Genomic DNA, 25519 nt, shown 5'->3' with positions numbered 1-25519 from the left:
TCAGCCGACCAGCCGTCCGCGCCGCACGCGCAGGGCTTTGCCGGCCAGCGCGGGCGAGACGTCGGCCAGCGCCGTGAAGGTTTCGCCGCAGTGCGCGTGGCAGATGGCGACACCTAGCGCGTCGGACGCATCGGTGCCCGGCTTGCCCGTGAGCGCCAGCAGGCGCATCACCATGTCTTGCACTTGCTCTTTGCGGGCCCGGCCGGTGCCGACCACGGCTTGTTTGAGTTGCGAGGGGGTGTATTCGAAGACTTCCAGCCCGCCGACCGACAGCGCGGTAATGGCTGCACCGCGCGCCTGCCCGAGCAGCAGCGTCGACTGCGGGTTCACATTGACGAAGACTTTTTCAACGGCGGCTTGATCGGGCTGGTAGGTGGCGACCAGTTCTGCCACGCTCTCGAAGATGATGCGCAGACGGGCGGACAGCGTGCCTTCGCCGCTGCGAATGACGCCGCTCGTCACATACTGCAAGCGGTTGCCGTGCTTTTCGAGCACGCCGAAGCCGGTGACACGCAGGCCGGGGTCGATACCAAGAATTCTCATGCAGGGGCCGGTGGCCGGCGCGCAGGGCGCCGAAGGGGTAAAAGCGTCGTAAGCCGATATGGCCCGTATTCTGGCACAGCCGGGTGGGGGCGTCGCGTGCCGGAGATGTTTCATAGGGCAAGACGCCGTGATGCCGTAACGTTGTCATGCCCTCGCGTCGATTTGCCGCATGCCCGTGCCCCGCTGAGACGTGACGGCGCCCTTCGCGAGCGAGCGGATTGTTGTACATTGCTTGCTGTTCAAAATATTCGATGGCCCGCCCGTGGCCGCCTGTCCCCGATGCTCTGGATCAAAGCGTTTCACATCGTTTTCATCGCCTCATGGTTCGCGGGCTTGTTCTATCTGCCGCGCATCTTCGTCAATCTCGCGATGGAGACCGACGCCACCGCCACGCAGCGCCTGCTGCTCATGGCCCGCAAGCTCTACCGCTTCATGACGATTCTGGCCGTGCCCGCGCTCGCCTTCGGACTGGTGCTGTGGCTGTACTACGGCATTGGCCGCCAAAGTGGCTGGCTGCACGCCAAGCTGTTGATCGTGGTGCTGCTGCTCGGCTATCACCATGCGTGCGGCCGCCTGCTGCGCAAGTTCGAAACCGGCCGCAATACCCACTCGCATCGCTGGTATCGCTATTTCAACGAATTCCCTGTGCTCGGGCTGCTCGCCGCTGTGATTCTTGCGGTCGTGAAGCCGTTCTGACACACGTATTGCACACGCATCGCACACGAATTGCATCAATACCGATATTCAACGAGAACCGAGAGGAGCCTGCCGTGAGCCTGACCTGCGATTACTACCTCGCCCCGCCGTCGCCCTATGTGTATATGGGCCACGCGCGATTCATCGAACTGGCACGCGAGTACGACGTGCAGGTCCAGCTCAAGCCCGTCGATCTTGGCCGGGTGTTTGCGGTCTCGGGCGGCCTGCCGCTTGCGAAGCGCACGCCGCAGCGTCAGGCGTATCGTCTGGTTGAACTCGCGCGCTGGTCGAAGTACCTCGACTTGCCGCTCAACCCGCAGCCGAAGTTCTTCCCGGTGGCGGGCGATCCGGCTGCACGCCTGATCATCGCCACGCAACTCGCACACGGCACGGCGAAGGCGCTCGAACTCGCAGGCGTCATCTCGGCGGCGCTCTGGACGCAGGAGCGCAACATCGCCGACGAAGCCACGCTGCTGGCGATTGCCAACGATCTGTCGCTCGACGGCAAGTCGTTGCTCACTGCGTCGCAAGGCGCGAGCGTGCAGGCGGCGTATGACGCGAACACCGAAGATGCGATGTCGGCCGGCGTGTACGGCGTGCCCTGGTTCGTGTTCGAAGGCGAGCCGTACTGGGGGCAGGATCGCCTCGACTTTCTCGAGCGCGCGTTTGCCGTTGCGCGTGCGAAGCAAAGCTGATGACTGTGGCACCAATCGAGCATTAACAGGGAGTCAAGAGGATGAGTCGTCCGGAAGTCGTGTTGTACAAGAGCGTGCCGGCGGACGTGCGTGCGCGTCTCGCCGAGCATTTCGAACTGAGTGAATTCGACGGTGTGAACGACGCCAATCGTGCAGCGTTCACGGCGGCGCTCGGCCGTGCCGATGGCGCGATCGGCGTGGGCGCCAACGTCACGCCTGCGCTGCTCGACGCGGCACCGAAGTTGAAAGCATGGGCCACGATCTCGGTCGGCTACGACCAGTTCGATGTGCCCGACCTCACGCGTCGCGGCATCGTGCTGATGAACACACCCGACGTGCTGACCGAAACCACGGCCGACACGGTTTTCTCGCTGATTCTCGCGAGCGCGCGGCGTGTGGTGGAACTCGCCGAGTTGGTGAAGGCGGGCGGTTGGAAGGGCAGTCTGGGCGAGGCGTATTTCGGTACCGACGTGCAGGGCAAGACGCTGGGCATCGTGGGCATGGGGCGTATCGGCGGTGCCGTGGCGCGCCGGGCGGCGCTCGGTTTCGGCATGAAGGTGCTGTACAGCAACCGTTCGCGCAACGAAGCGGCAGAGACGGCCTACGGTGCGCAGTACCGCACCTTGCCGGAGCTTCTCGCACAAGCCGATTTCGTCGTCACGCTGGTGCCGCTGTCGCCGGCGACCGAGCGCATCATCGGTGCGAAGGAATTCGCGCAGATGAAACCCGGTGCGATTTTCATCAACGCGGCGCGCGGCAAGGTGATCGACGAAGCGGCGTTGATCGAGGCGCTGGCATCCGGCCATCTGCGTGGCGCAGGGCTCGATGTTTTCGAGCGCGAACCGGTGTCGGTCGACTCGCCGTTGCTGAAGATGAAGAACGTCGTCGCGTTGCCGCACATCGGCTCTGCCACGCACGAAACGCGTCACGCCATGGCGTCGTGTGCGGCCGACAATCTGATTGCGGCGCTCACCGGAAAGTCACTGCAAAACGCGGTGAATCCGGACGCAAAGCGGGGATAACTCCCCCGGTTATCGACCGTCGCTCGCCGTGCGGCGGCGGTTGATGACTTCCTTCGCGCGGGCGAGTTGGGCGGGCAGACGATCGCCCAGACGCAGCGCCATCCCGACGGCGAGCACATCGCCAATGGCCAGATGCGCAATGCGAGAGGTCAGCGGCGAGTACACATCGGTGTCTTCGTCGACATCGGCGAAGAGCGCCACACTGGCCAGTCGCGCCAATGGCGAATTGCTGTGGGTGATGGCAATCACGCTCGCCCCGGCCGCGCGCGCCAACTGGGCCGCTTCCAGCAAATCCTGCGTGCGCCCGGTGTTGGAAATCGCAATCACTACATCACCTTCGTGCAACAAGGCGGCCGACATCCCGTACACGTGCGGATCGCTATAGGCCACGGCCGGCACGCCCAGTCGGAAGAACTTGTGCTGCATGTCCTGTGCGGCAATTCCCGAGGCCCCCGCGCCATAGAACTCGATGCGCTTGGCATTGGCGAGCAGGTCGATGGCGAGCCCGATGCTGTCGGGCGAGAGGTTGTTGCGCACTTGCATTAGGCTGCCGATGGTGCGGTCGAGTACCTTGCTGGCAATGCCCGGCACTGGCTCGTCGGGGCGCACGTCGCGGTGTACGAACGGCACGCCTTGGGCGATGCCTTGCGCCAGCCGGATCTTGAATTCGCGATACCCGCTGCATCCGACCGCCTGACAAAAACGGGCAATGGTCGGCTGGCTGACGTTGGCGCGCTCGGCCAGTTCGTTCATCGACAGATCGACGACTTCACGCGGGGCGTCCAGCACATAGGTGGCGAGCTTGCGCTCTGAAGGGCGCAATTGAGTCAGTGTGGCTTCGATTCGGTTCAGCATGGCAGGCAGCAACCCACATAAGCAATCAGGTTTCACAAGCCTCGCGCTGTCTACTGCGCGCATCGGACGGGTGAAACCCTTCTGCGACAACCCCATTGGGCCGGGCGCTGGCGCGCGTTCACGCGCGTGGAACGCCCGGCTTGTCAGGCGCTCACTATAGCACCCGCGCCGCAAGGTGCCGTGGTCCGTCCGTCATGGCTCAACGACGGATGGGAATGATTGGAATGTACAAAAACTACAAAAATATGGCATTTCACATTATGGTGGTTGTTTTCTTAATACGGCAATAATCGCCATAACTCATGGAAAACACTCAGTAAAACCCCGTATGCCGATGGCTTTTGATTGATGGGATGTAGAATTTCTACTAAACTCCGCTCCCAATCGTGCCCAGCCGGGCACATCAAATTCAAGCCGAGCCGGCATGACGTCTGAGCAAACGAAGCCCCTGCACCCGACCCTGATGGCGGTCACCGCGCGCATTGCCGCGCGCAGCCGCGACTCGCGCGCCGCCTATCTGGCACGCATCGCCGCCAGCCGTGGCAGTTTCCCGCAGCGCGGGGCACTCTCGTGCGCCAACCTCGCCCACGGTTTTGCGGCCATGCCGGCCAACGACAAGCTGATGCTGCGCGAGCAACGTCGCCCGAACGTCGGCATCGTGACGGCCTACAACGACATGCTCTCGGCGCACCAGCCGTATGAGCAATATCCGGCGCGTCTGCGCGAAGCCGCCCGCAAGCTGGGCGCCACGGCACAGGTGGCCGGTGGCGTGCCCGCGATGTGCGATGGCGTGACGCAAGGCAACGCGGGCATGGAGCTGTCGCTGTTCTCGCGCGAAATCATCGCAATGAGCACGGCCGTGGCGCTCTCGCACAACATGTTCGACGCGGCACTCATGCTCGGCGTGTGCGACAAGATCGTGCCCGGTCTCGTGATCGGTGCGCTCCAGTTCGGCCATCTGCCCACGATCTTCGTGCCGGCGGGCCCGATGGCGAGCGGCCTGTCGAACGACGAGAAAGCCCGCATTCGCCAGTTGTACGCCACCGGCAAGGTCGGCCGCGACGCGTTGCTCGAAGCCGAGTCGCAGGCTTACCACGGCGCGGGCACCTGCACCTTCTACGGCACGGCCAACAGCAATCAGTTGCTGATGGAAGTCATGGGCCTGCACCTGCCGGGCGCGGCCTTCGTGCATCCGCACATGCCGCTGCGCGACGCGTTGACCGACGCCGCCCTCGCACGCGTGCTGGCCATCGGTGCCGATACCGCCGAGTACACGCCTATCGGCCATGTGGTCGACGAGCGCGCCGTGGTCAACGGCATCGTCGGCCTGCTCGCGACGGGCGGCTCGACCAATCACACCCTGCATCTGGTCGCGATGGCCCGCGCAGCCGGCGTCGTGATCGACTGGGACGACTTCGATGCGCTCTCGGCCGTGGTGCCGTTGCTGGCCCGTGTGTACCCGAACGGCAAGGCCGACGTGAACCACTTCCACGCCGCCGGCGGCATGAGCTTCCTGATCGGCGAACTCCTCGACGCGGGGCTTCTGCACGACGACGTGCAGACCGTGGCGGGCCCGGGCCTGTCGCGCTACCGCCAGGAGCCGTGGCTTTCGGCCGAAGGGCTGGCATGGCGCGACGGTAGCGCCTACAGTGGTGATCGTGACGTATTGCGCGGCCATGCCGAGCCGTTCGCCCCCGATGGCGGACTGCGCCTCATGCACGGCAATCTGGGCCGCGGCGTCATCAAGGTGTCGGCGGTCAAGCCGGAACATCGGCGTGTGAGCGCAGCGGCACGCGTATTTGCGTCGCAGGAAGCGGTCAAGGACGCGTTCGACGCCGGTGAGCTGCATCGCGACGTGGTGGTGGTGTTGCGTGGTCAGGGACCGCGCGCCAACGGCATGCCCGAGTTGCATCGCCTCACGCCGTTGCTCGGTGCTTTGCAGGACGAAGGGTTTGCCGTGGCGCTGGTGACCGATGGCCGCATGTCGGGCGCCTCGGGCAAGGTGCCGGCGGTGATTCACGTGTCGCCGGAAGCCGCCGGTGGCGGCCCGCTCGCCCGCGTGTGCGATGGCGATCTGATCGTGCTCGATGCCGCGGCCGGCATGTTGCATGCCGAAGTGAGCCCGGACGTGTGGGCGGCGCGCGAGCTTGCGCCGGTGCCCGCCTCGGGCGACGACACCGGCCGCCTGCTGTTCGGCCATATGCGCGCCGCCGTAGGCGCGGCGGAAGCGGGCGCTTCCGTGTTCTTCGGATCTGAATAAGTGGGAAGACCCCGGTGGCGCGCAGGCCGCGCCGCCGACTTCAAGGAAAAACGCAATGGACATCAATGACATCGTTCGTGCCGGCCCCGTGGTCCCGGTGCTCCAGTTCGACACCGTAGAGCAGGGCGAGCATGTCTCGCGTGCACTGCTCGCGGGCGGCGTACGAGTGCTCGAAATCACGCTGCGCACGCCGGCGGCGATGGACGTCATCAAGCACGTGGCCAGCCTGTCGGACGAGCTGATCGTCGGCGTGGGCACGCTCACGCGCCCTGAAGAAATGGCGCAGGCCGTGGCCGCCGGTGCGCGCTTCGGCGTCTCGCCGGGCTACACGCCCGCGCTCGGTGCAGCAGCCAAGGCGGCCGGCCTGCCGTTGCTGCCGGGCGTGGTCACCCCCTCGGACATTCTCGCGGCACTGGCCGACGGCTACGACACGGTGAAGTTCTTCCCGGCAGAACCGTCGGGCGGCGTGCCGATGCTCAAGGCGTTGTACGGCCCGTTCCGCCACGTGCGTTTCTGCCCGACGGGCGGTATCAGCGCCGAGTCGGCCCCGTCGTACCTCGCGCAGCCGAACGTGGTGTGCGTGGGCGGTTCGTGGCTCACCCCCAAGGCACTCGTCGACGCCAAGGACTGGGACGGCATTACGCGTCTGGCCCGTGCGGCGACGGCACTGCCCCGAGGCTGAATTAAGCGGGCTGACGGAAGCGGGCAGAAGGACGCAGGTTGAAGGACGCAGGTTGCAGGAAGCAGGGCTGAAAGACGCAGGACTGATTCAGGCATCGACCGAATAAAACAGGATTCCAACAATGGGGCGTGAGCCCTGCGGGCAGCCGCCCAACTAGCCAATCGAGGAGACCCCCATGGCTGCGGTGCAAGGTAACTTGCTGCTGGTGTACGCGCTTGTCGCGGTAATTGCGCTGATCGTACTGATCGCGAAATTCAAACTGAACCCGTTCATCACCCTGATCGTCGTGTCGCTCGTGCTGGGCCTCGCGGTGGGGATGCCCATGGGCGGCATCGTCAAGGCGTTCGAGACCGGCGTGGGCAACACGCTTGGCCACATTGCGCTGGTGGTGGGCCTGGGGACGATGCTCGGCAAGATGATGGCGGAGTCCGGCGGGGCCGAGCGCATTGCGCGCACGCTCATCGGCTTCTTCGGCGAGAAGAACGTGCATTGGGCGATGGTCGTGATCGCGTTCATCGTCGGTCTGCCGGTGTTCTTCGAAGTCGGCTTCGTGCTGCTGATCCCGATCGCGTTCAACGTCGCCAAGCGCACCGGTACCTCGATGGTGCTGGTGGGTATCCCGATGGTGGCCGGCCTGTCGGTCGTGCACGGTCTGATTCCGCCGCACCCGGCCGCACTGCTCGCCGTGACCGCCTACAACGCGGACATCGGCCACACCATCATGTACGCGCTGATCGTCGGTATCCCGACGGCTGCCATTGCCGGCCCGCTGTTCGCCAAGCTGATGGCGCGCCACGTGGTGCCGAACCCGGATAACCCGCTGCTGTCGCAGTTCGTCGACGAAGATCGTCCGATGAGCCAACTGCCGGGCTTCGGAATCACCCTCTTCACGATTCTGCTGCCGGTCATTCTGATGCTGATCGGGAGCTGGGCCGACCTGTTCTTCGCACCGAAGACGTTCGCCAATGATTTCCTGCGCCTGATCGGCAACTCGGTGATGGCGCTGCTGATTGCCACGCTGGTGAGCTTCTTCACGTTCGGCAAGCAGCGCGGCTTCAACCGCGACCAGATTCTGAAGTTCACCAACGAGTGTCTGGCACCGATCGCCACGATTACCCTGGTGGTGGGCGCAGGCGGCGGCTTCGGGCGTATTCTGATGGACGGCGGCGTGTCGAAGGCGATTGTCGACGTGGCCACGCATGCCAGCCTCTCGCCGCTGTTGCTCGGCTGGCTGGTGGCGGCGCTGATTCGCGTGGCAACGGGGTCGGCCACGGTCGCCATGACCACGGCTTGCGGTATCGTCGCCCCGATCGCGGCGGCAGCCGGTGCCACGGTCAAGCCCGAGTTGATGGTGCTGGCCACGGGCGCAGGCTCGCTGATCCTGTCGCACGTGAACGATGGCGGCTTCTGGCTGGTCAAGGAATACTTCAACATGACCGTGCCGCAGACGTTCAAAACGTGGACGGTTTGCGAGACGATCATTTCGGTGGTGGCACTGCTGCTCACGCTGGGTCTGGCCAGCGTGGTGTGAGGTAAGCATGCAGGGCACGCAACATCGGCAACACGCTGACGCGAGTCGGCAGGTCACAGGGAGACGAGCCATGATCGTCGTGGTAATGGGCGTATCGGGCAGCGGCAAGAGTACGGTCGGGCAGATGCTGGCCGACCGGCTGGGCTGCGGGTTTTCCGACGCGGATTCGTTTCACAGTGCCGCGAACATCAACAAGATGCGTCGCGGCGAGGCGCTCAACGACAGCGACCGCGCACCGTGGCTCGCCGCGATTCGCGAGGCGATCGTCGCGCGCCGTGTGGCGGGGCGTCACCATGTGTTTGCGTGCTCGGCGTTGCGTTCGCGGTATCGCGACGTGCTGGGCGAGCATGACGGCGACGTCGTGTTCGTCTATCTGAAAGGCGCGCCCGAGGTGATCGGCGAGCGTCTGGCGTCGCGCGGCGGGCATTTCTTCGATCCGGCACTGCTGCAAAGCCAGTTCGATACGCTCGAAGAGCCGCGCGACGCGCTCGTGATCGACATCCGCGAATCGCCCGAAGCCATCGTCGAGACGTTGCTGCACAAACTCGCCGCCTGCCCGGGTGGCATCCCCCTCACGCCAAACACGCCGGGCAAGCCGGCACGCGTACAATAGCGCTTTATTCCCTCTGCCGGCGCCCCGTGCGCCGGCCGTACGCATCACTATGGCTTCCTTCGAATTTTTCGCGCCCTGTCCCCGTGGACTGGAAGAAGCGCTCGCCGCCGAGCTGGCTGAACTGGGGCGTCTGGCCCCCTTGTCGGTCGGCAAGCAGGTGCCCGGCGGCGTGCACTTTGCGGGCCCGTGGGCAGCCGGCATGGCCGCCAACCTGCATTCGCGCATTGCGAGCCGCGTGCTGCTGCGCATCGCGCAGCAAGGCTATCGCACCGAACAGGACATTTACGCCTTCGCCCTCGGCCAACGCTGGGAAGACTGGTTCTCGTACCAGCAGACCCTGCGCGTGGACGTCACGGGCATCAAGGCACCGGTGCGCAGTCTCGAATTCGTCACGCTGCGCATCAAGGATGCCGTGTGCGACCGTCTGCGCGAGAAGACCGGCTCGCGCCCCAACATCGATACGTCTGAACCCGATGTGCGCGTGTTCGCGTTCCTGACGGCGACCGACGCGACGCTTTATCTCGATACGTCCGGCGAGGCGCTGTTCAAGCGCGGCTGGCGTCTGGACAAGGGCGCGGCGCCGCTGCGCGAGAACCTTGCGGCGGGCATTCTGCGTCTGGCCGGCTGGCGCACGGACACGGCTGCCGACATGGTGCTGTACGACCCGATGTGCGGCAGCGGCACGTTCCTCGCCGAAGCGGCACAAATTGCGCTTGGCGTGCCGGCCGGTGTGGCGCGCCGCTTCGGTTTCGAGAAGCTCAAGGGCTACGACATCAACGCGTGGCAGACCATGAAGGTGCAGGCGCAGGAAGCGCAACGCGATGCCCGCGTGCGCGGTGTGCCGTCGACGATTTTCGGCAGCGATATCTCGGGCGACATGCTGGTCAAGGCGCGTGCGAATCTGGAGCGCGCGGGTGTGGGCGACGTGGGCCTGAAGCAGGTGGATGCGCGCGACATGGCGCCGCCGGTGGATCGTCCGGGCATCATCGTGGCAAACCCGCCGTATGGCGAGCGTATTGAGGTGCGCGGCCGCCGTTCGCCGCGCGATGCCGGGGAAGATGGCGATTTCGAATCGTCGGGCGGTCGCGGCCAGTTCCAGCGCGCGCAGCCGGACGGCGTGGATGCGCAGTTCTTCAAGGCCTTCGGTGACATGCTCAAGCAACGCTTCACGGGCTGGAGCGCTTATCTGCTGACGGCCGACATGAGCTTGCCGGGCCAGATGCGTCTGCGCGAATCGCGCCGCACGCCGCTCTTCAACGGCGCGCTCGAATGCCGTCTGTTCCGCTTCGATCTGATTGCCGGCTCGGTGCGCAAGCGCCCGCAGGAAGGCGAAGCCGAAAGCAGCAAACCCGAGGCGTGATCTGCACTTGTGCACTTGGCAGTGGTAATGCCAAGACATAACGCCATGAAAAAAGACCGGCCACTGGCCGGTCTTTTTCGTTGTGCGTGCTTAGCTTCGTGCTGACAGAAATCGCGCAAGAATGCCGTGCGAATACACACTCGCGACATCGCGCAGAAATCTCGGAAAATCGACGTGAGCCGCATCGTCGGCGGCGTCGGAGAGCGTGCGCATGACGGCAAACGGCACGCCATATTCATGGCACACCTGTGCGACCGCTGCGCCTTCCATTTCCACGGCCAATGTCTGCGGCAACGCCTCGCGCAAACGCGCGACTTCCCCGGCGCTGCTGATGAACTGATCGCCACTCGCGATTTGTCCGACGTGCACGCGCGGTGCGCTCATGCCCAGTTCGCGTCGTGCGTCCGCCGTGACGTGGTCCGGCATCTCTTGTGCGAGCCAGTCGCGCGCGGCTTGAGCGAGCGCGTCGCGTAACGACGGTTCGGTCTCGAACGTGGCGCGGCCGAGCAGGGGCACTTCGAAACGCGGGAAAAGGGGGCTGGCGTCAAGATCGTGCTGCACGAGGGTGTCGGCCACGACGACATCGCCGACAGCGATTCCGTGGGCGAGGCCACCCGCGAGCCCGGTGAAGACGATTTCGCTGACGCCAAAACGGTGAATGAGGGCTGTGGTTGTCGCGGCGGCGGCCACTTTGCCGATGCGCGCGAGCACGATCACGCAGTCTTGCCCGTGGAGCTGCCCCACGTGATAGTCGCGCATGCCGAGGTGTTCGACGCGGGCACCGGGGGCCATTTCCGCGAGCAGGTCGGCAATTTCTTCATGCAGAGCGGCAACAATGCCGAGCGGGCCAGACGTCATGGCGCGATTCCGTGTGCCGTAAGGCAGGGTGAGAATGAGCGCGCATTGTAGCGCGGGGCGACTTTCGCCGCCCCGCTTGTCCTGCGTCGTGCGCCATTGCAGCGCACGGGTCCGTGCGGCCTCAGTCGACGGCCTTGACCATTTCTTCAACCACTTTCTTCGCGTCGCCGAACACCATCATCGTCTTGTCGAGATAGAACAGTTCGTTATCCAGCCCGGCATAACCCGCGGCCATCGAACGCTTGTTCACGATGATCGTCTTGGCCTTGTAGGCTTCGAGAATCGGCATACCGGCAATCGGCGATTGCGGATCGTTCTTTGCGGCCGGGTTCACCACGTCGTTGGCGCCGAGCACCAGCACAACGTCGGTCTGGCCGAATTCGCCGTTGATCTCGTCCATTTCCAGCACTTGATCGTAGGGGACTTCGGCTTCGGCAAGCAACACGTTCATGTGGCCCGGCATACGACCTGCCACCGGGTGAATGGCATAGCGGACCTGCACCCCTTTTTCGGTGAGCTTGTCGGTCAGTTCCTTGAGCGCATGCTGCGCGCGCGCCACGGCCAAGCCGTAGCCCGGCACGATCACGAGCGATTCGGCGTTGCTCATCAGGAACGCAGCGTCATCAGGCGAACCTGATTTCACCGGACGTTGCTGCTGTTCGCCGCCTGCTGCCGCAGCACCTGCCTGTGCGCCGAAGCCGCCGAGAATCACGTTGAAGAACGAGCGATTCATGGCCTTGCACATGATGTACGACAGAATCGCACCGGATGAGCCGACCAGCGAGCCCGCGATGATCAACATCGGGTTGTTCAGCGAGAAGCCGATACCGGCCGCGGCCCAGCCCGAGTACGAGTTCAGCATCGACACGACCACCGGCATGTCGGCGCCGCCGATCGGGATGATGATCAGCACACCCAGCACGAAAGCGATGGCGGCCATCAGGATGAACGGCAGCCAGCTTTGCGACAGGAAGAAGATCACGCCGAAGCCGAGCATGGCGATGGCGAGCAGCAGGTTGATCGTGTGCTGCCCCGTGAACTGCACCGGTGCGCCCTGAAACAGGCGGAACTTGTACTTGCCCGAGAGCTTGCCGAAGGCGATGACCGAGCCCGAGAACGTGATCGCGCCGACGAACGTGCCGATGAACAACTCGATACGGTTACCCGGCGGCAACAATGTTTCACCGGCCGGCACGATGCCAAAGGCGGCTGGTTCTGCAACGGCGGCCACTGCGATACACACCGCCGCCAGACCGATCAACGAGTGCATGGCCGCGACCAGTTCCGGCATCTTCGTCATCTCGACCTTGCGAGCGACGTATGCACCGATGCCGCCACCCACGACGAGACCCGCGAGGATCAGACCGAGGCCGGAATAGTTGCCGCCCGAGAGTCTGCGCAATTCGTAAATCAGGGCGATCGTGGTGACGGCGGCGATGGCCATACCGATCATGCCGAACGCGTTACCGCGCCGCGCCATCTTCGGGTTCGACAGGCCTTTGAGTGCCTGAATGAAACAGATCGATGCAACCAGATAGAGCAACGTGACGAGATTCATGCTCATTGCTTGTTCCCCTCAGCCTTAACAGGCTTGTCTTTCTTCTTGAACATCTCGAGCATGCGCTGCGTAACGAGGAAGCCCCCGAACACGTTCACCGCTGCCAGTGCCACGGCCACGACACCCATCGTCTTGCCCAGACCGCCTTCGGTCAGGCCCGCCGCGAGCATGGCACCCACGATCACGATGGCTGAAATGGCGTTCGTGACCGCCATCAGCGGCGTATGCAGCGCCGGTGTGACGTTCCACACCACGTGATAGCCGACGTACACCGCCAGCACGAAGATGATCAGATTGATCACCGTGTGATTGATCATTTCCATTCTTGTGTCCCCTTATGCCTTATGCAGCCCGCAGCACCTGACCGTCGCGGCACATCAGGCAGGCCGCAACGATGTCGTCGTTGGTATCGATGACGAGCTTGTTTTCCTTGTCGATCACCAGCTTGAGGAAGTCGAGCACGTTGCGCGCATACAGGGCCGACGCGTCAGCCGCGACCATGCCTGCGAGGTTCGTGTAACCGGCAATCGTCACGCCGTGTACCTTCACGATCTCGTCGGCCACCGACAGCGGGCAATTGCCGCCGCCGTTGGCACCACGCCCTGCGGCGAGGTCGATGATGACCGAGCCCGGCTTCATGGCTTTGACGGTGTCTTCCGCGATCAGCGTCGGCGCAGCACGCCCCGGGATCAACGCGGTGGAGATGACAATGTCCGCTTGCGTCAGACGCGTATGCACGAGCTGCGATTGGCGGGCGAGCCAAGCCGCAGGCATCGGGCGAGCGTAGCCGCCCACGCCCTTGGCGATCTCGCGTTCTTCGTCGGTTTCGAACGGCACGTCGATGAACTTGGCGCCGAGCGATTCGATCTGTTCCCGAACCGCCGGACGCACGTCCGACGCTTCAATCACCGCACCGAGTCGCTTGGCCGTAGCGATGGCTTGCAGGCCTGCAACGCCAGCGCCCAGCACAACGAGACGCGCGGCCTTGACCGTACCGGCCGCCGTCATCAGCATCGGCATGAAACGCTGATACAGATTCGCGGCAAGCATCACGGCTTTGTAACCGGCAATGTTGGCCTGTGAAGACAGCACGTCCATGCTTTGCGCACGCGTGGTGCGCGGCGCGGCTTCGAGCGCGAAGGCGGTAATGCCCGCGGCGGCCATGCGCGAGTTGTTTTCGGCGTCGAACGGATTGAGCATGCCCACGAGCACCGTGCTGCGGGGGATCTGCGCAAGTTCTTCCGGGGATGGGGCGCGCACTTTGAGGACGAGTTCCGCCCCCAATGCCTCGGCCGCGCTGCCAATGGAAGCACCTGCGGCGACAAAAGCGGCGTCGGGGACGCTGGCTGCGTCTCCTGCGCCATGTGCAACGACCACCTGATGACCTGACGCGACCAGCTTCTTGACCGTTTCTGGCGTGGCCGCCACACGGGTTTCGCCGGCAAGCGTCTCGGCGGGGATGCCGATTCTCATTGCGTCTCTCCTTGGGTTTGTGAACTGATCTCATCAACGGCCAAGGAGCCGCAGCCAGTGCTGCTGGGGGAGCAAGGCGGCCGGAGAGGCGCCCCGCGCCGGCCATATCGCCACTGATGACATTAGTCCTGCAACAAACCACTGCGAACGAACTACTGCACAAACCGATGAGGCGGTACTGCCACTGCACACTGCTGGTGCTCGCAGCTTACCCGAAGATGACAAACGCGCCTATTGCGCGAAACGGCATATGGATATTCGCGCCGGAGGGGGTGACGCGGCCATACAAGGCCGACCGACCGGTCGGTCGCCCCCCCGTCTTGAGCGCCGATTACCGCCAGACGGTAAAATGTCGCTTTTATCGGGGTAACGTCCCGCGACCAGTGAGGATGCGCCATGGATGAGCGCTGGAAGCCCAACGTGACGGTCGCGGCGGTTGTCGAGCGCGACGGCCGCTTTCTCTTTGTCGAAGAGCAGAAAAGCACGGGCCTGTTGATCAATCAACCGGCCGGGCATCTCGACCATGGCGAATCGATTCTCGACGCGGTTGCGCGCGAGGTGCTGGAGGAGACGGCGTACGTCTTCACGCCACGGCAACTGCTTGGCGTCTATCTGGCACCGGGCCCGGGCGACATCACCTACCTGCGTTTTGCCTTCACCGGCGAGCTTGGCGAGCACGACGCTTCGCGCACGCTCGACGAGGGCATCGTGGGCACGGTCTGGCTCACGCCAGACGAGGTGCGCGCCCAGCGCGCGCGTCACCGCTCGCCGCTGCTGGAGCGGTGCGTGGACGATTACCTGCGGGGCGTACGATACGACCTCGCGCTACTTCAGACCCATCCGGCGGTGACCGATGGGCAAGGCAATACATGAGTCAAAAACGCGTAGTAGTGGGCATGTCGGGCGGCGTGGATTCGTCGGTCACGGCATGGCTGCTCAAACAACAAGGCTACGACGTCGTCGGTCTGTTCATGAAGAACTGGGAAGACGATGACGACAGCGAATATTGCTCGACCCGGCAGGACTGGATCGACGTGGTGTCGGTCGCCGATCTGATCGGCATTGACGTCGAAGCCGTGAACTTCGCCGCCGAATACAAGGACCGCGTGTTCGCGGAGTTCCTGCGTGAATATTCGGCGGGCCGCACGCCCAATCCGGACGTGCTGTGCAACGCCGAGATCAAGTTCAAGGCGTTCCTCGATCACGCCATTGCACTGGGCGGCGAGACGATCGTGACCGGGCACTACGCCCGCGTGCGCGAACGCGAAGGGCGATTCGAACTGCTCAAGGCGGTCGATCACACCAAAGACCAGAGCTACTTCCTGCATCGCCTGAATCAGCACCAGCTCTCGCGCACGATGTTCCCGCTCGGCGAAATGCCGAAGACGAAGGTGCGTGAAATCGCAGCCCAAATTGGCCTGCCGAACGCGAAGAAGAAGGATTCGACGGGCATCTGCTTTATCGGCGAGCGTCCGTTCCGCGACTTCCTGAATCGGTACCTGCCGACCAAGCCGGGCCCGATGAAGACGCCCGACGGTACGGTGGTGGGCGAGCACGTCGGTCTGGCGTTCTACACGCTGGGTCAGCGCAAGGGCATCGGTCTGGGCGGTAGCCGCGACGGCTCGGGTGAGCCATGGTTCGTCGCACGCAAGGACATGGCGAACAACACGCTATACGTGGTGCAAGGTCACGATCATCCGTGGCTGCTCTCGGGCACGCTGAACGCCGAAGACGTGTCGTGGGTTGCGGGCGAAGCCCCGGCCTGCGGCCTGCGGTGTGGTGCCAAGACGCGCTATCGTCAGGCCGACGCCGCGTGCGAAGTCGTGCAGGCGAGTGCCGAAGCGCTGACGTTATCGTTTGCCGAGCCGCAATGGGCTGTCACGCCGGGTCAGTCGGCGGTGCTCTACGACGGCGATATCTGTCTGGGCGGCGGCATCATTGCGTCCACCACGGCCATCGATCCGGCAACGGCCGCTGCTAACCCGGCGGCCACCGGCAACGCGACGAACGCCGCGAATCAAACGATCCTCAATACGCATTAAAAGCCGCCGGCGCTCGCCGGGGGGACACCCGGCAGCGTGCCGGCGTGTGTCCCCCCAAAAGCAAGGAGGTTTCATGTTTTCGCGCCGATTCCTGGCACTGTGGCTGGCTGTCGCGTTGCTCGCCGCAACGCTTGCGTTAGTGCTGTTCGACGGATGGCATCCGTTATGGCCGCTGCCGTTCGCGGCGTTGGTGGCGCTCGGGGCATGGGACGTGGTGCAGCAACGCCACGCCGTGTTGCGCAACTACCCGCTGTGGGGACATTTCCGTTTTCTGTTCGAATTCATTCGACCGGAAATCCGTCAGTACTTCGTGGAAGACGACACGTCCGAGACACCGTTCTCGCGGGCGCAACGCAGCATCGTCTACCAGCGCGCCAAGGGGGACGTCGACAGCCGCCCCTTCGGCACCGAAATCGACGTGAAGGCCGCGGGCTACGAATGGATTGCGCATTCGCTGGCGCCCACCGTGCTTGATAACCACGACTTCCGCATCACCATCGGGCCCGATCGCGCGCAGCCTTATTCGGCGTCGATCTTCAATATCTCGGCGATGAGTTTCGGCGCGTTGTCGGCCAATGCCATCCGCTCGCTCAACCGGGGCGCCAAGCTCGGCAACTTCATTCACGACACCGGCGAAGGTTCGATTTCGCCGCATCACCGCGAGCAGGGCGGTGACCTGATCTGGGAAGTGGCGTCGGGGTATTTCGGCTGCCGCAACGACGACGGTACCTTCAGTGCCGAGAAATTCACCGCGCAGGCCACGACGCCGCAGGTGAAGATGATCGAGGTGAAGCTCTCGCAAGGGGCGAAGCCGGGTCACGGCGGGGTGCTTCCGGCCGCGAAGATCACGCCCGAGATTTCGGCGACGCGCGGCGTGCCGATGGGGCAGGACTGCATTTCGCCCGCGCGTCACAGCGAGTTCTCCACGCCGCTGGGCCTGCTGCAATTCGTCGATCGTCTGCGCAATCTGTCGGGCGGCAAGCCGACCGGCTTCAAGCTGTGTATCGGGCATCCGTGGGAGTTCTTCGGCATCGTCAAGGCGATGCTGGAGAGCGGCATCCTGCCCGACTTTATCGTTGTCGATGGCTCGGAGGGTGGCACCGGTGCTGCGCCGCTGGAGTTCACCGATCACGTAGGCACGCCGCTGCAAGAGGGGCTGCTGCTCGTGCATAACACGCTGGTGGGCGCGGGGTTGCGCGACAAGATCCGCATTGGCGCGTCGGGCAAGATCGTGACGGCGTTCGACATTGCGCGCACGCTGGCGATTGGCGCCGACTGGTGCAACTCGGCGCGCGGCTTCATGTTTGCCATCGGCTGTATTCAGTCGCAGAAGTGCCATACCGACCGCTGTCCGACCGGCGTCGCCACGCAAGACCCGCTGCGTCAGCGTGCGCTCGTGGTGCCCGACAAGGCCGAGCGCGTTCATCAGTTCCACCAGCACACATTGCACGCGTTGCAGGAGCTGATTCAGGCCGCAGGGCTGGCGCATCCGTCCGATCTTCGGGCGCATCACATCGTCAAGCGTGTGTCGTCCAACGAGATCCGCCTGATGTCGGAGTCGCTGAAGTATCTCGAACCCGGCGACCTGCTGCGCGGACAATTCCGCTACCAGCTTTACGAGAAGTATTGGCCGATGGGACGGGCCGACAGCTTTGCGCCGGCGACGGCGGCTTGAGCAAAACCGCAAAGCATCAGAGGAAGGAAAAACAACAACCCGGCGCGAGAACGCCGGGTTTTTTCATGGATTCGACAATCGGGGAGCAGAACCCGTAACGCAGCGGCGACACCACTCACTTTAAGGTCTCCACCGGATGACATTCGCAGGCGCACCCGCCTATCTTGCGAAGACTGACTTTGTCATCCCGCCCTGAACTTCCGTACAGGAGGACCCATGAGTACGGTGCGATTTCTCATCAGCCGCAACGACACCAATCTGAAAGTGAATGGTCTCGTGCAAGCCTTGCCCGCCGGTAGCATGACGGCAACCAGTTCCGATGCGGAAACAGACGCCTCGGACGGCACGACGGCACACGATTTTCATGTGTGCGATTTGCAGGCGTTGTATCCGGATGTGGTGGATCTGCTCGACCGGCGCCCGCTCGGCGTCTTTCATCGGCAGGCGGCGCGCACGCTATTGCTTGAGCCGAGCATGCTCGATGTAGCCGTCGCGTTGCAGAACATCGACCGCATGGCCATGTTGCGGTTCTTCTATGTCTATTGCCTGTGTCGCGATCAGCGCTATTTCTCCGCGATGTTGCGGCAGTCGATCGCAGGCAGCCATTCATTGTTCGATTTTGTCGAAGCCAACTTCCACAAGCCGTGGCCGGTGGGACGGCTGGCCGACGAGTTCGGCATGCCGCTTCGCAAGTTCCGCTATCTCTTTCAGCAAACGTACGGCATGCCCGCCAAGCAATGGCTGCTTGAACGACGCTTGCGGCTTGCGCGCGATCTGCTGCTCTCCACGCGACACAAGGTGCTCGACATTGCGCTCGAATGCGGTTTCACGAATCACGCGCATTTCACCGATACCTTCCGCAAGCGTTTCGATTGCGCACCCACGGAGATTCGTCTCGGCACTCCCCCGCAGCGTGGCGGCCAGCGCGTGGCGATGACACGCGCCGATGCCTACGCCGCCATGCGCGCGGATCTTGTCGCCGGGCATGGTGCGCTAGCCGACGGAGGCGTGGTGTGAACGTCGAGGAAATCAACAGCCAGTTCGGCGAATCGTCGCGCCGGGTGTCGGAGCAGGCGATGCAAAGCCTGCGCACGCGAAAGCTCGATGACCCGGCACAGATGATCGCCGTGCAGTTCGAATTGCAGCAGGCGACGACGCTCTTTGGCCTGCACAGCTCGATTATCAAGCTCATCAAAGATGTGTTGATGGGCATCATCGCCAAGATCGCATGATGTCAGCGGCCCGTGAAACGATGCCGGAGCGGACGCCGGACCGGCAAACGGATGCCATCTCCGCTGCCGGTCGATGGCTCGACGTGTCGACGCGACAGGCCATCGTCGAACTGGCGTTCGCGGGGGCGTGCCACGGCATGGCAACCGAAGCGCGGGCTATCCTCGATGCGTTGCCCTGTCTGATTGACGATGTCGAGACACGGCAGTGGCTGCACACGGCACTGCTGATGGCGCTGGGCGATGTCGAGGCGGCTCGCGCAGCGCTCGTCAACGACGCGCAAATTGCGGCATCGGATCCGGCAGCAACGCAGGTTCTGTATGACTGGCTCGCCGCAACGGCGGCCTTACCGTCGATCGCACCGAGTGCACCCAGTGCAGCAAGTGCGTCGAGTGCGAACGACGCCTCGCGCAACCTTCCCGAAATTCATTCCTTCTCCAGATCATGAGTGTCGATTCGATCCACGAAAGCGTGCAGCGGATCACCGCTGTCAGCCTGCCGACGTCGCGGCCAACCCTTGCCGAAGCGGGCGAAGCCACCCGCTTCGCCGAGGTGCTGGCGCACGCAGCGCCCTTGCCCGAGCATCACTTGTTGAGTGCCGCAGGCAAGCTTGCAGCGAACACCGACAACCTGACGACGCGCGTCACGCTCGACGACCGCACGCTGAACGATCCACAACGCCTGCTTCAATTGCAGCGCGATTTGACCGAGCGCGTGCTGTCGCTCGAACTTGTCGCGAAAGTGGCCGGTGCCACGACGCAGGGTGTGAACAAACTTGTTCACATGCAATGACGCGGGGGATTTCATTCATGCGTCTGCGGTGCGTGGTTGCGGTGCTGGCGCTTGCGTTTCTGGTATCGGGTTGCAAAGAGGATCTGCATCGCGGATTGGGTGAGACCGAAGCCAACCAGATGCTCGCGCTGCTTCTCATTTCGGGGATGGACGCCGACAAGCGTGCGGAGACCACGGGGGCGACAGTACGTGTGGCGAGAAACGATTTCGTGCGTGCTGTCGAAGTGCTGCGTCAGCACGGCTTGCCCCGTGAAAAGCGCGCTTCGGTGGAGGATGTCTTCCCGCCCGGGCAACTCGTGAGTTCGCCCGTGCAGGAGCAGGCAAAGCTGGTCTATCTCAAAGAGCAACGACTTGAGCGAATGCTGGCCGCCCTCGACGGGGTGATGGTCGCCGAAGTCTCGATCGCTCAGGTGCCGATCGATTCCGCCGGGCGCGCAACACTGCCGCCCGGCGTTGCCGTTTTCGTGAAGTACAGCCCGGAGATCAACATGGCCAAACGCATGACGGATATTCGCAGCCTGATTCACGACAGCGTGCCCGGCGTCGTGCCGGAGCGTATCAGTGTCGTGATGCAACCGGCCGACTATCGTTTGCCTCGCGTGGCACTTGCCACGGAGACGACGAACGGCGAGCCGCAAGCGAGTCGTAGCGCGATGAGCCGATGGTGGTTCGCCGGCGTTGTCGCGGGCATCGCCCTGTTCGCCGCCGCGATACTCGCGTGGCGCGTTCGGTCGAAAGGGCAGGTACGGGTGCCGGAGGCGCTGTGACAGCGGCGGTCGATATCCGGGCGATCTCCTTCGAGGCCACACAACTGGTTCAACTCATCTGGCAGCCGGGGCGTTTTATGGATGCCGGTTGGTGGCAAGCGCTGGACATGTCGCCCTGGCAATATGTCTATCACCACCAGCCGGCGACGCGCCCACCCATTGATCGATGCCTGGTCGAACGTCGTGGGTGGCCGACGACACCGGACGGGCTGGGTTTGGCACTGCCGCTGAGTGACGCCGCGTGCGTGACGTTGCGTCTGGTGCCGAATCTGCGCCGTGTGGCGCTGGCGTACGCGCTACGCATGATGGGGTGCCCCGACTATCTGTGGCTCGGCGATTATCGACGCGCCCTGTCGCCTTGGCTGGATGCGTGGCAATGTGATCGCTTGCTGCTGACGCGCCGTGACTGGCTGGGGCGCGCGGCGTTCACACCCGACCAGCTTGTCGATGCCGCGTTCACCGCGATGGCGGCCTTGCTCGACGCCATGCCCGCAAGCCCTTCCCCCTCCTCGGACGTCAGTGTCGCCTGCCGGGCGACGCGTATCTTGTTGCCACCGGGCGAATCGGAACGGCCCGCGCACGTCGACCTGACGGCGCCGCCGGACCTTTGGGCGCGAATGGCGGCATTGGAGAAGATGTTATGTCTGTCATCGACTACCCGCTGACGTCGATAGAAACGCTGGACGGCCCTGTTCCCCAGGGCGCCATCATTGCGCGCGAGACACTCGATCTGATGCGCGAAGAATCCCGATGCCGTGAACAGTGGCTGCGCGTGAGTGGCGAGGGGCTGATTGTGACGGCGCGCGTAGACGAAGGCACGGTCGGGGACCTGATGGGCGTGCACCCGCAGACCCCCTAAGATCGCGCCACTTGTCGTGGCATCCCGTGCATCGTCTGCGGAACACGCCGCGCCGCATCGTCAGGCGCTCGCACGCTGCCGCACTTCCACGCCGCACACGCGTGCCGGCCTCGGGTATTCAACGGAGTCCGTATGTCCCTGCTCGACCACCCGGTGCAGCTCGTGGTGTTGCTCTCGCTGCTGTCGATCCTGCCGCTGCTGGTCGTCCTCGGGACGGCGTTTCTGAAGTTGGCCGTCGTGTTCGCCTTGCTGCGCAATGCGCTCGGCACGCAACAAATTCCTCCCAACATCGCCATCTACGGTCTTTCGCTCGTGCTGACTTGTTTCATCATGGCGCCAGTCGTTTTCGACATCGAAGCCAATCTCGCGAAACGTCCTGTGGCGCTGTCCTCGCCCAGTGCGGTGGCCGATGCCGACGCCAGCATTCTGGTGCCGTACCGCGCCTTTCTCACGCGGCATACCGACCCACGCCAGCGCGACTTCTTCGCCGGAATTGCGAGCGATACGTGGCCTGAAAAGCACCGTGCCCGCATCGGTCCCGATTCTTTGCTCGTGCTGATGCCGGCGTTCACGCTGAGCCAGCTTGCCGAAGCCTTCAAGATCGGGCTGCTGCTCTACCTGCCGTTTGTCGTCATCGATCTGGTGATCTCGAACATCCTGCTGGCGATGGGGATGATGATGGTCTCGCCCATGACCATTGCGCTGCCGTTCAAGCTGCTGGTGTTCGTGATGATGAACGGGTGGGAGCAGTTGGTTCGCCAGTTGCTGCTGTCGTACGCGTGATTCGGTATGGGTGATTTGGCATGAGTGAAGCGATCGTCGTCAAATTCACGAGCGAAATGCTCTGGCTCACGCTGCTGCTGTCGCTGCCCACGGTCATCGTGGCATCGGCCGTCGGGGTGTTCGTGTCGCTGGTGCAGGCGCTCACGCAGGTGCAGGACCAGACCGTGCAGTTCCTGATCAAGCTCCTTGCGGTGTCGGTCACGCTGGTGGCGACCTATGGCTGGATGGGGAATGTGCTGCTCAATTACGCGGGCAGCGCATTCGAACAGATCAGCCGAATGCAATGACCGGCGCCCTCGCATCGATATTGGGCCCGGCACTCGGGTCACCGATCGGACAGGCACTTGGGGCGGCACCTGGCGATGCGTTGTTCATGCGGCTCTGGGGCGACCTGTCCGGCTGGCTGCTCGCGTGGGGCGTGGCGGCGCTGCGCCCGCTTGGCGTGGCGATGCTGCTGCCGGTGTTCTCGCAAGGCATGCTCGGCGCCGGCATGCTCCGCAATGCGCTCGTGCTGGCGTTGGCGCTGCCCGTCGTGCCGTTGGTGCATGTGGGCCTCGACATCGCGCCGCAGTGGGGCTCATGGGCGATGTTGATCCTCGGGGAATTGAGCGTCGGGCTCTTGCTCGGCTTTGCGGCCGCGCTGCCCTTCTGGGCGGTCGACATGACCGGCTACGTGATCGATACGATTCGCGGTGCGTCGATGGCGAGCGTGCTCAATCCGCTCATGGGGGCCCAGTCGTCGATCTTCGGCATCGCGCTCACCCAAATGTTGTGCGTGCTGTTCTTCGTGACGCCGGCAGCGCATTCGGTGCTCGCGGCGTTGTACGACTCGTACGCCGTATTGCCGCCCGGCACGTCATGGCGTTGGCAAGCGCAGGGCCTGCCGTGGTTGCTCACGCTCTGGCAGGCCATGCAGACGATGTGCGTCGCGGTGGCGTTGCCCGCCATGGTGGTGATGGTGCTGGTCGACATGGCGATGGGCTTCATCAATCGCGCTGCACAGCAACTCAACGTGTTTTTCCTTGCCATGCCGGTCAAGAGTGCGATGGCGCTGCTCGTCACGCTGGCCAGTCTGCCGTTCGCCATTGCCGTGCCGTTGGGCTATTGGTATCGGCTGCCCGAGATATTTCAGGCGTGGGTGGTGACTGCCTTGGGGAGTGGCTGAGCGGCCATGAGCGAAAAGAATCAGCCGCCCACCCCCAAGAAGATTCAGGACGAGCGCAAGAAGGGGCGCGTCGCGAAGAGCGCCGACCTCGCGGTTTGCGCGCAACTCGGCGTAGTGCTCGCCTGGCTGGTCTTCGAAGGGCCTGAGTTGTACGGCGCCTGTGTGGGGCTCGTGCAGCGGATGTTGCTCGTGCTGGGCGATCCCGTCGGCGAAGCGGTGCGCGGCCTGCTGGTGCCGTCGCTACTGCTGCTCGTGCGATTTTGCGGCGGGCTGGCCGTGGTGCTGATCGTGACCACATGGCTCGTCATGGTGTTGCAAATCGGCGTGCTGGTGGCACCGGACGCGATCACGCCCAAATTCGAGCGCATCGATCCCATTGCCAAAGCCAAGCAACTGTTCTCGATGCAGTCGCTCTTCGAGTTTGCGAAGTCGTTACTCAAGGTCGGCGTACTCGGCACGGTGTTTTTCTATCTGATCCGGCAGTACACACCGTCGCTCGCCGTGCTGCCGCAATGCGGCGCGGACTGCGGCCTCACGCTGACGGCACGCTTGCTGTTCTGGCTGATGTCGGTGCTCATCATCGCGTACGTGGTGTTTGGTGCGCTCGATTTCGCCTATCAGAAATACAACCTTCACAAGCAACTGATGATGTCGCATGACGAGATCAAGCGTGAATTCAAAGAGGTCGACGGCAATCCGGAGATCAAGCACAAACGCCGCGAAATTCACCGGGAAACGATCGAGAGCGGCAGTCTCGCCAGCAATGTAAAGCGCTCGACGGTGGTGGTGCGAAACCCCACGCGGCTGGCCGTGTGCCTGCGTTATGTGGCCGGAGAAACGCCGGTGCCCTGTGTGATCGAGAAGGGGCGTGACGCTCGCGCACGCACGATCGTCGCGTTAGCCGAGCGCGAAGGCGTGCCGGTGGTCGAACACATTCCGGTGGCGCGACGGCTGATGGCAGAGGTTGCTATCGACGCCCCGATTCCGTCGGATCTTTTCGACGTCGTGGCAGCGATTCTGCGACTTGCGCTCGATTTGCCCTATGAGGTGAATGGGGGCGTCAAGCCGGGCGAAGGAGAGGCGTCGTGACGCGATCGACGATTGACGTGTGGCGCTGGCGGGTACGGATGACGTATCCGGTCTGGGTACCCGGCGTCGTGCTGGCAGTGGGGCTCATCCACGTGCCGTTGGGGGTGCAGTCCGCGCAGGACCGCCTGACGCTGCCCTCGCATCCGCGCATGGCCGAAGCGGGCATCGAGGTGCCGGTACGGCGTGCCGCGCCTGTCGCCGCAAGCGCGTCTGCCCATGAGGCTGAGGCGTCGGGCGTTGACGCGTTAGGCGATCAAAACGATGAAATTGAGGACGCCCCGTCGCCAAGCCTGCCGTTCGACGCGCTGGTGCAGACGACGGCGAACGACCTGTCGCTCGATGCCGCGTTGCTGCATGCCATCGTGAACGTGGAGTCGGGATATGACGCGCTGGCCGTGTCGCGCAAAGGCGCCATCGGTCTGATGCAGGTGCGGCCACAGACGGGCGCGCGCTTTGGATTTCGTCGTCTGGAAGATCCGGCCGAGAACCTGCGCGCGGGCGCCACGTACCTGCAATGGCTGCTCACGCGCTTCGACGGCGATTTGTCGTTGGCGCTGGCGGCGTACAACGCGGGGGAGGGCGCGGTGCTGCGGTATGGGCGAAAAATTCCGCCATACCCGGAAACGCAGGGTTACGTTCGAAAAGTGATGGCCGGCTATTCGCGGCTGGTGGCAGCCCGCGTGCCGGTGACCGCCGCAGAGCGGGCACCGGTGAGCGCGCGCAAAGTCGGCGTTGCGGCGGCCCCGCCGGAGAATTCCCGGGCGTGGCAACTGCTGAGGGGGCTTGGCGCGTTGATTACGCGTAGTCCGTCGGACGCGCCAGACGGTGGTGCGGCCTTGCAAGGCCGCGACGCACCGGCCGTCGCCGTACCGGCCAAGCGGCGGCCGCCAAGTCACGGTTAGGCAAGGTTAGGCCCGGTTAGGCCCGGTTAGTCATGGCGAGTTACCGCCGGTCACGCGGCCGGTCATGCG

Annotated in this window: 29 protein-coding genes; 23 read left to right on the top strand and 6 right to left on the bottom strand. The window is 63.9% G+C overall.

What is annotated here, in order from left to right:
- A complete protein-coding gene (gene ruvC / locus CDV44_RS17935) occupies positions 1-543 on the bottom strand; it encodes a crossover junction endodeoxyribonuclease RuvC (protein WP_058377446.1) in 543 nt (180 codons plus the stop codon).
- Between the two features lie 279 nt (positions 544-822).
- On the opposite strand from ruvC, the gene CDV44_RS17930 reads away from it, so the two are divergent.
- From CDV44_RS17930 to CDV44_RS17920, 3 genes are all read left to right on the top strand, one after another.
- Complete coding sequence (locus tag CDV44_RS17930) at positions 823-1239, top strand: CopD family protein (RefSeq protein ID WP_087689304.1); 417 nt, start codon at positions 823-825, stop codon at positions 1237-1239.
- A gap of 74 nt (positions 1240-1313) precedes the next feature.
- A complete protein-coding gene (locus CDV44_RS17925; RefSeq protein WP_087689301.1) occupies positions 1314-1934 on the top strand; it encodes a 2-hydroxychromene-2-carboxylate isomerase in 621 nt (206 codons plus the stop codon).
- A gap of 41 nt (positions 1935-1975) precedes the next feature.
- Entirely contained in the window at positions 1976-2956 is a 981-nt protein-coding gene (locus CDV44_RS17920) for an NAD(P)-dependent oxidoreductase (protein ID WP_087689299.1), read from the top strand.
- Positions 2957-2965: 9 nt separating this feature from the next.
- Here the strand turns inward: CDV44_RS17920 and CDV44_RS17915 are convergent, their stop codons facing one another.
- Positions 2966-3811, bottom strand: a complete 846-nt coding sequence (locus CDV44_RS17915) for an SIS domain-containing protein (RefSeq protein WP_058377450.1) — start codon at positions 3809-3811, stop codon at positions 2966-2968.
- A 424-nt stretch (positions 3812-4235) separates the two neighbouring features.
- On the opposite strand from CDV44_RS17915, the gene edd reads away from it, so the two are divergent.
- From edd to CDV44_RS17890, 5 genes are all read left to right on the top strand, one after another.
- A complete protein-coding gene (gene edd / locus CDV44_RS17910) occupies positions 4236-6071 on the top strand; it encodes a phosphogluconate dehydratase (RefSeq protein ID WP_087689277.1) in 1836 nt (611 codons plus the stop codon).
- Positions 6072-6126: 55 nt separating this feature from the next.
- Complete coding sequence (gene eda, locus CDV44_RS17905) at positions 6127-6753, top strand: bifunctional 4-hydroxy-2-oxoglutarate aldolase/2-dehydro-3-deoxy-phosphogluconate aldolase (protein WP_058377452.1); 627 nt, start codon at positions 6127-6129, stop codon at positions 6751-6753.
- 175 nt (positions 6754-6928) lie between these two features.
- Complete coding sequence (locus tag CDV44_RS17900) at positions 6929-8284, top strand: GntP family permease (RefSeq protein ID WP_058377453.1); 1356 nt, start codon at positions 6929-6931, stop codon at positions 8282-8284.
- A 70-nt stretch (positions 8285-8354) separates the two neighbouring features.
- Complete coding sequence (locus CDV44_RS17895; RefSeq protein WP_087689274.1) at positions 8355-8897, top strand: gluconokinase; 543 nt, start codon at positions 8355-8357, stop codon at positions 8895-8897.
- Positions 8898-8946: 49 nt separating this feature from the next.
- Entirely contained in the window at positions 8947-10257 is a 1311-nt protein-coding gene (locus CDV44_RS17890) for a class I SAM-dependent RNA methyltransferase (RefSeq protein WP_087689271.1), read from the top strand.
- A 90-nt stretch (positions 10258-10347) separates the two neighbouring features.
- Here CDV44_RS17890 and CDV44_RS17885 read toward each other — a convergent pair whose 3' ends face one another.
- The 4 genes from CDV44_RS17885 to CDV44_RS17870 all read right to left on the bottom strand — a co-directional run bounded on the left by CDV44_RS17885 (position 10348) and on the right by CDV44_RS17870 (position 14146).
- Positions 10348-11115 (bottom strand): 5'-methylthioadenosine/adenosylhomocysteine nucleosidase, encoded by a 768-nt coding sequence (locus CDV44_RS17885; RefSeq protein ID WP_087689268.1) that lies wholly within the window; start codon positions 11113-11115, stop codon positions 10348-10350.
- Between the two features lie 121 nt (positions 11116-11236).
- Positions 11237-12679 (bottom strand): NAD(P)(+) transhydrogenase (Re/Si-specific) subunit beta, encoded by a 1443-nt coding sequence (locus CDV44_RS17880; RefSeq protein WP_058377457.1) that lies wholly within the window; start codon positions 12677-12679, stop codon positions 11237-11239.
- The gene (locus CDV44_RS17875) at positions 12676-12996 is read right to left on the bottom strand and encodes an NAD(P) transhydrogenase subunit alpha (protein ID WP_058377458.1); all 321 of its coding nucleotides are present in this window, start codon (positions 12994-12996) and stop codon (positions 12676-12678) included. The genes CDV44_RS17880 and CDV44_RS17875 overlap by 4 nt, the downstream gene beginning before the upstream one ends.
- Before the next feature lie 19 nt (positions 12997-13015).
- Complete coding sequence (locus CDV44_RS17870; protein WP_087689266.1) at positions 13016-14146, bottom strand: Re/Si-specific NAD(P)(+) transhydrogenase subunit alpha; 1131 nt, start codon at positions 14144-14146, stop codon at positions 13016-13018.
- A gap of 396 nt (positions 14147-14542) precedes the next feature.
- Between CDV44_RS17870 and CDV44_RS17865 the strand changes: the two genes are divergently transcribed.
- From CDV44_RS17865 to CDV44_RS17795, 15 genes are all read left to right on the top strand, one after another.
- Positions 14543-15019 carry an NUDIX hydrolase gene (locus tag CDV44_RS17865; RefSeq protein WP_087689263.1) on the top strand — a complete coding sequence of 159 codons (477 nt, stop codon included), beginning with the start codon at positions 14543-14545 and terminating at the stop codon, positions 15017-15019.
- Positions 15016-16188, top strand: a complete 1173-nt coding sequence (mnmA, locus tag CDV44_RS17860; RefSeq protein ID WP_170936035.1) for a tRNA 2-thiouridine(34) synthase MnmA — start codon at positions 15016-15018, stop codon at positions 16186-16188. Before CDV44_RS17865 ends, mnmA begins: the two co-directional genes overlap by 4 nt.
- Before the next feature lie 73 nt (positions 16189-16261).
- Complete coding sequence (locus tag CDV44_RS17855; protein WP_087689260.1) at positions 16262-17863, top strand: FMN-binding glutamate synthase family protein; 1602 nt, start codon at positions 16262-16264, stop codon at positions 17861-17863.
- Between the two features lie 216 nt (positions 17864-18079).
- Positions 18080-18880 carry a helix-turn-helix transcriptional regulator gene (locus tag CDV44_RS17850; RefSeq protein WP_249277614.1) on the top strand — a complete coding sequence of 267 codons (801 nt, stop codon included), beginning with the start codon at positions 18080-18082 and terminating at the stop codon, positions 18878-18880.
- The gene (gene sctF, locus CDV44_RS28085; protein ID WP_170936034.1) at positions 18877-19095 is read left to right on the top strand and encodes a type III secretion system needle filament subunit SctF; all 219 of its coding nucleotides are present in this window, start codon (positions 18877-18879) and stop codon (positions 19093-19095) included. The genes CDV44_RS17850 and sctF overlap by 4 nt, the downstream gene beginning before the upstream one ends.
- Complete coding sequence (locus CDV44_RS17840; protein ID WP_087689254.1) at positions 19092-19541, top strand: DUF1039 domain-containing protein; 450 nt, start codon at positions 19092-19094, stop codon at positions 19539-19541. Before sctF ends, CDV44_RS17840 begins: the two co-directional genes overlap by 4 nt.
- On the top strand, positions 19538-19885 hold the full coding sequence (gene sctI, locus CDV44_RS17835; RefSeq protein ID WP_087689251.1) for a type III secretion system inner rod subunit SctI: 348 nt from the start codon (positions 19538-19540) through the stop codon (positions 19883-19885). The genes CDV44_RS17840 and sctI overlap by 4 nt, the downstream gene beginning before the upstream one ends.
- A gap of 17 nt (positions 19886-19902) precedes the next feature.
- The gene (gene sctJ / locus CDV44_RS17830; protein ID WP_087689249.1) at positions 19903-20652 is read left to right on the top strand and encodes a type III secretion system inner membrane ring lipoprotein SctJ; all 750 of its coding nucleotides are present in this window, start codon (positions 19903-19905) and stop codon (positions 20650-20652) included.
- A complete protein-coding gene (locus tag CDV44_RS17825) occupies positions 20649-21317 on the top strand; it encodes a type III secretion system domain-containing protein (protein ID WP_170936033.1) in 669 nt (222 codons plus the stop codon). Before sctJ ends, CDV44_RS17825 begins: the two co-directional genes overlap by 4 nt.
- The gene (locus CDV44_RS17820; protein WP_087689245.1) at positions 21293-21511 is read left to right on the top strand and encodes a hypothetical protein; all 219 of its coding nucleotides are present in this window, start codon (positions 21293-21295) and stop codon (positions 21509-21511) included. Before CDV44_RS17825 ends, CDV44_RS17820 begins: the two co-directional genes overlap by 25 nt.
- Positions 21512-21643: 132 nt before the next feature.
- Entirely contained in the window at positions 21644-22294 is a 651-nt protein-coding gene (sctR, locus tag CDV44_RS17815; RefSeq protein WP_058377482.1) for a type III secretion system export apparatus subunit SctR, read from the top strand.
- 20 nt (positions 22295-22314) lie between these two features.
- Positions 22315-22581, top strand: a complete 267-nt coding sequence (sctS, locus tag CDV44_RS17810; protein WP_087689243.1) for a type III secretion system export apparatus subunit SctS — start codon at positions 22315-22317, stop codon at positions 22579-22581.
- Positions 22578-23459: a type III secretion system export apparatus subunit SctT gene (gene sctT / locus CDV44_RS17805; protein ID WP_249277613.1), complete on the top strand. Its 882-nt coding sequence runs from the start codon at positions 22578-22580 to the stop codon at positions 23457-23459. Before sctS ends, sctT begins: the two co-directional genes overlap by 4 nt.
- Positions 23460-23465: 6 nt before the next feature.
- Positions 23466-24548: an EscU/YscU/HrcU family type III secretion system export apparatus switch protein gene (locus tag CDV44_RS17800; RefSeq protein ID WP_087689241.1), complete on the top strand. Its 1083-nt coding sequence runs from the start codon at positions 23466-23468 to the stop codon at positions 24546-24548.
- On the top strand, positions 24545-25450 hold the full coding sequence (locus CDV44_RS17795; protein WP_249277612.1) for a lytic transglycosylase domain-containing protein: 906 nt from the start codon (positions 24545-24547) through the stop codon (positions 25448-25450). The genes CDV44_RS17800 and CDV44_RS17795 overlap by 4 nt, the downstream gene beginning before the upstream one ends.
- The last annotated feature ends 69 nt before the right edge of the window (positions 25451-25519 follow it).

The organism is Pandoraea sp. PE-S2R-1, from assembly GCF_002179865.1.
In the GTDB taxonomy this organism is placed as follows: Bacteria; Pseudomonadota; Gammaproteobacteria; order Burkholderiales; family Burkholderiaceae; genus Pandoraea.
Note: the sequence above shows the minus strand (reverse complement) of the source record. Positions and strands in the feature narration are given on the sequence as shown.

Coding starts and splice junctions, on each gene's coding strand:
- ruvC (WP_058377446.1), bottom strand. CDS start 543: ATGAGAATTCTTGGTATCGACCCCGGCCTGCGTGTCACCGGCTTCGGC.
- CDV44_RS17880 (WP_058377457.1), bottom strand. CDS start 12,679: ATGAGCATGAATCTCGTCACGTTGCTCTATCTGGTTGCATCGATCTGT.
- CDV44_RS17890 (WP_087689271.1), top strand. CDS start 8,947: ATGGCTTCCTTCGAATTTTTCGCGCCCTGTCCCCGTGGACTGGAAGAA.
- CDV44_RS17920 (WP_087689299.1), top strand. CDS start 1,976: ATGAGTCGTCCGGAAGTCGTGTTGTACAAGAGCGTGCCGGCGGACGTG.
- sctT (WP_249277613.1), top strand. CDS start 22,578: ATGACCGGCGCCCTCGCATCGATATTGGGCCCGGCACTCGGGTCACCG.
- CDV44_RS17820 (WP_087689245.1), top strand. CDS start 21,293: ATGTCTGTCATCGACTACCCGCTGACGTCGATAGAAACGCTGGACGGC.
- CDV44_RS17930 (WP_087689304.1), top strand. CDS start 823: ATGCTCTGGATCAAAGCGTTTCACATCGTTTTCATCGCCTCATGGTTC.
- sctR (WP_058377482.1), top strand. CDS start 21,644: ATGTCCCTGCTCGACCACCCGGTGCAGCTCGTGGTGTTGCTCTCGCTG.
- CDV44_RS17915 (WP_058377450.1), bottom strand. CDS start 3,811: ATGCTGAACCGAATCGAAGCCACACTGACTCAATTGCGCCCTTCAGAG.
- mnmA (WP_170936035.1), top strand. CDS start 15,016: ATGAGTCAAAAACGCGTAGTAGTGGGCATGTCGGGCGGCGTGGATTCG.
- CDV44_RS17895 (WP_087689274.1), top strand. CDS start 8,355: ATGATCGTCGTGGTAATGGGCGTATCGGGCAGCGGCAAGAGTACGGTC.
- CDV44_RS17870 (WP_087689266.1), bottom strand. CDS start 14,146: ATGAGAATCGGCATCCCCGCCGAGACGCTTGCCGGCGAAACCCGTGTG.
- CDV44_RS17800 (WP_087689241.1), top strand. CDS start 23,466: ATGAGCGAAAAGAATCAGCCGCCCACCCCCAAGAAGATTCAGGACGAG.
- CDV44_RS17840 (WP_087689254.1), top strand. CDS start 19,092: ATGATGTCAGCGGCCCGTGAAACGATGCCGGAGCGGACGCCGGACCGG.
- CDV44_RS17875 (WP_058377458.1), bottom strand. CDS start 12,996: ATGGAAATGATCAATCACACGGTGATCAATCTGATCATCTTCGTGCTG.
- sctS (WP_087689243.1), top strand. CDS start 22,315: ATGAGTGAAGCGATCGTCGTCAAATTCACGAGCGAAATGCTCTGGCTC.
- CDV44_RS17900 (WP_058377453.1), top strand. CDS start 6,929: ATGGCTGCGGTGCAAGGTAACTTGCTGCTGGTGTACGCGCTTGTCGCG.
- edd (WP_087689277.1), top strand. CDS start 4,236: ATGACGTCTGAGCAAACGAAGCCCCTGCACCCGACCCTGATGGCGGTC.
- CDV44_RS17885 (WP_087689268.1), bottom strand. CDS start 11,115: ATGACGTCTGGCCCGCTCGGCATTGTTGCCGCTCTGCATGAAGAAATT.
- CDV44_RS17865 (WP_087689263.1), top strand. CDS start 14,543: ATGGATGAGCGCTGGAAGCCCAACGTGACGGTCGCGGCGGTTGTCGAG.
- eda (WP_058377452.1), top strand. CDS start 6,127: ATGGACATCAATGACATCGTTCGTGCCGGCCCCGTGGTCCCGGTGCTC.
- CDV44_RS17850 (WP_249277614.1), top strand. CDS start 18,080: ATGAGTACGGTGCGATTTCTCATCAGCCGCAACGACACCAATCTGAAA.
- sctJ (WP_087689249.1), top strand. CDS start 19,903: ATGCGTCTGCGGTGCGTGGTTGCGGTGCTGGCGCTTGCGTTTCTGGTA.
- sctI (WP_087689251.1), top strand. CDS start 19,538: ATGAGTGTCGATTCGATCCACGAAAGCGTGCAGCGGATCACCGCTGTC.
- CDV44_RS17855 (WP_087689260.1), top strand. CDS start 16,262: ATGTTTTCGCGCCGATTCCTGGCACTGTGGCTGGCTGTCGCGTTGCTC.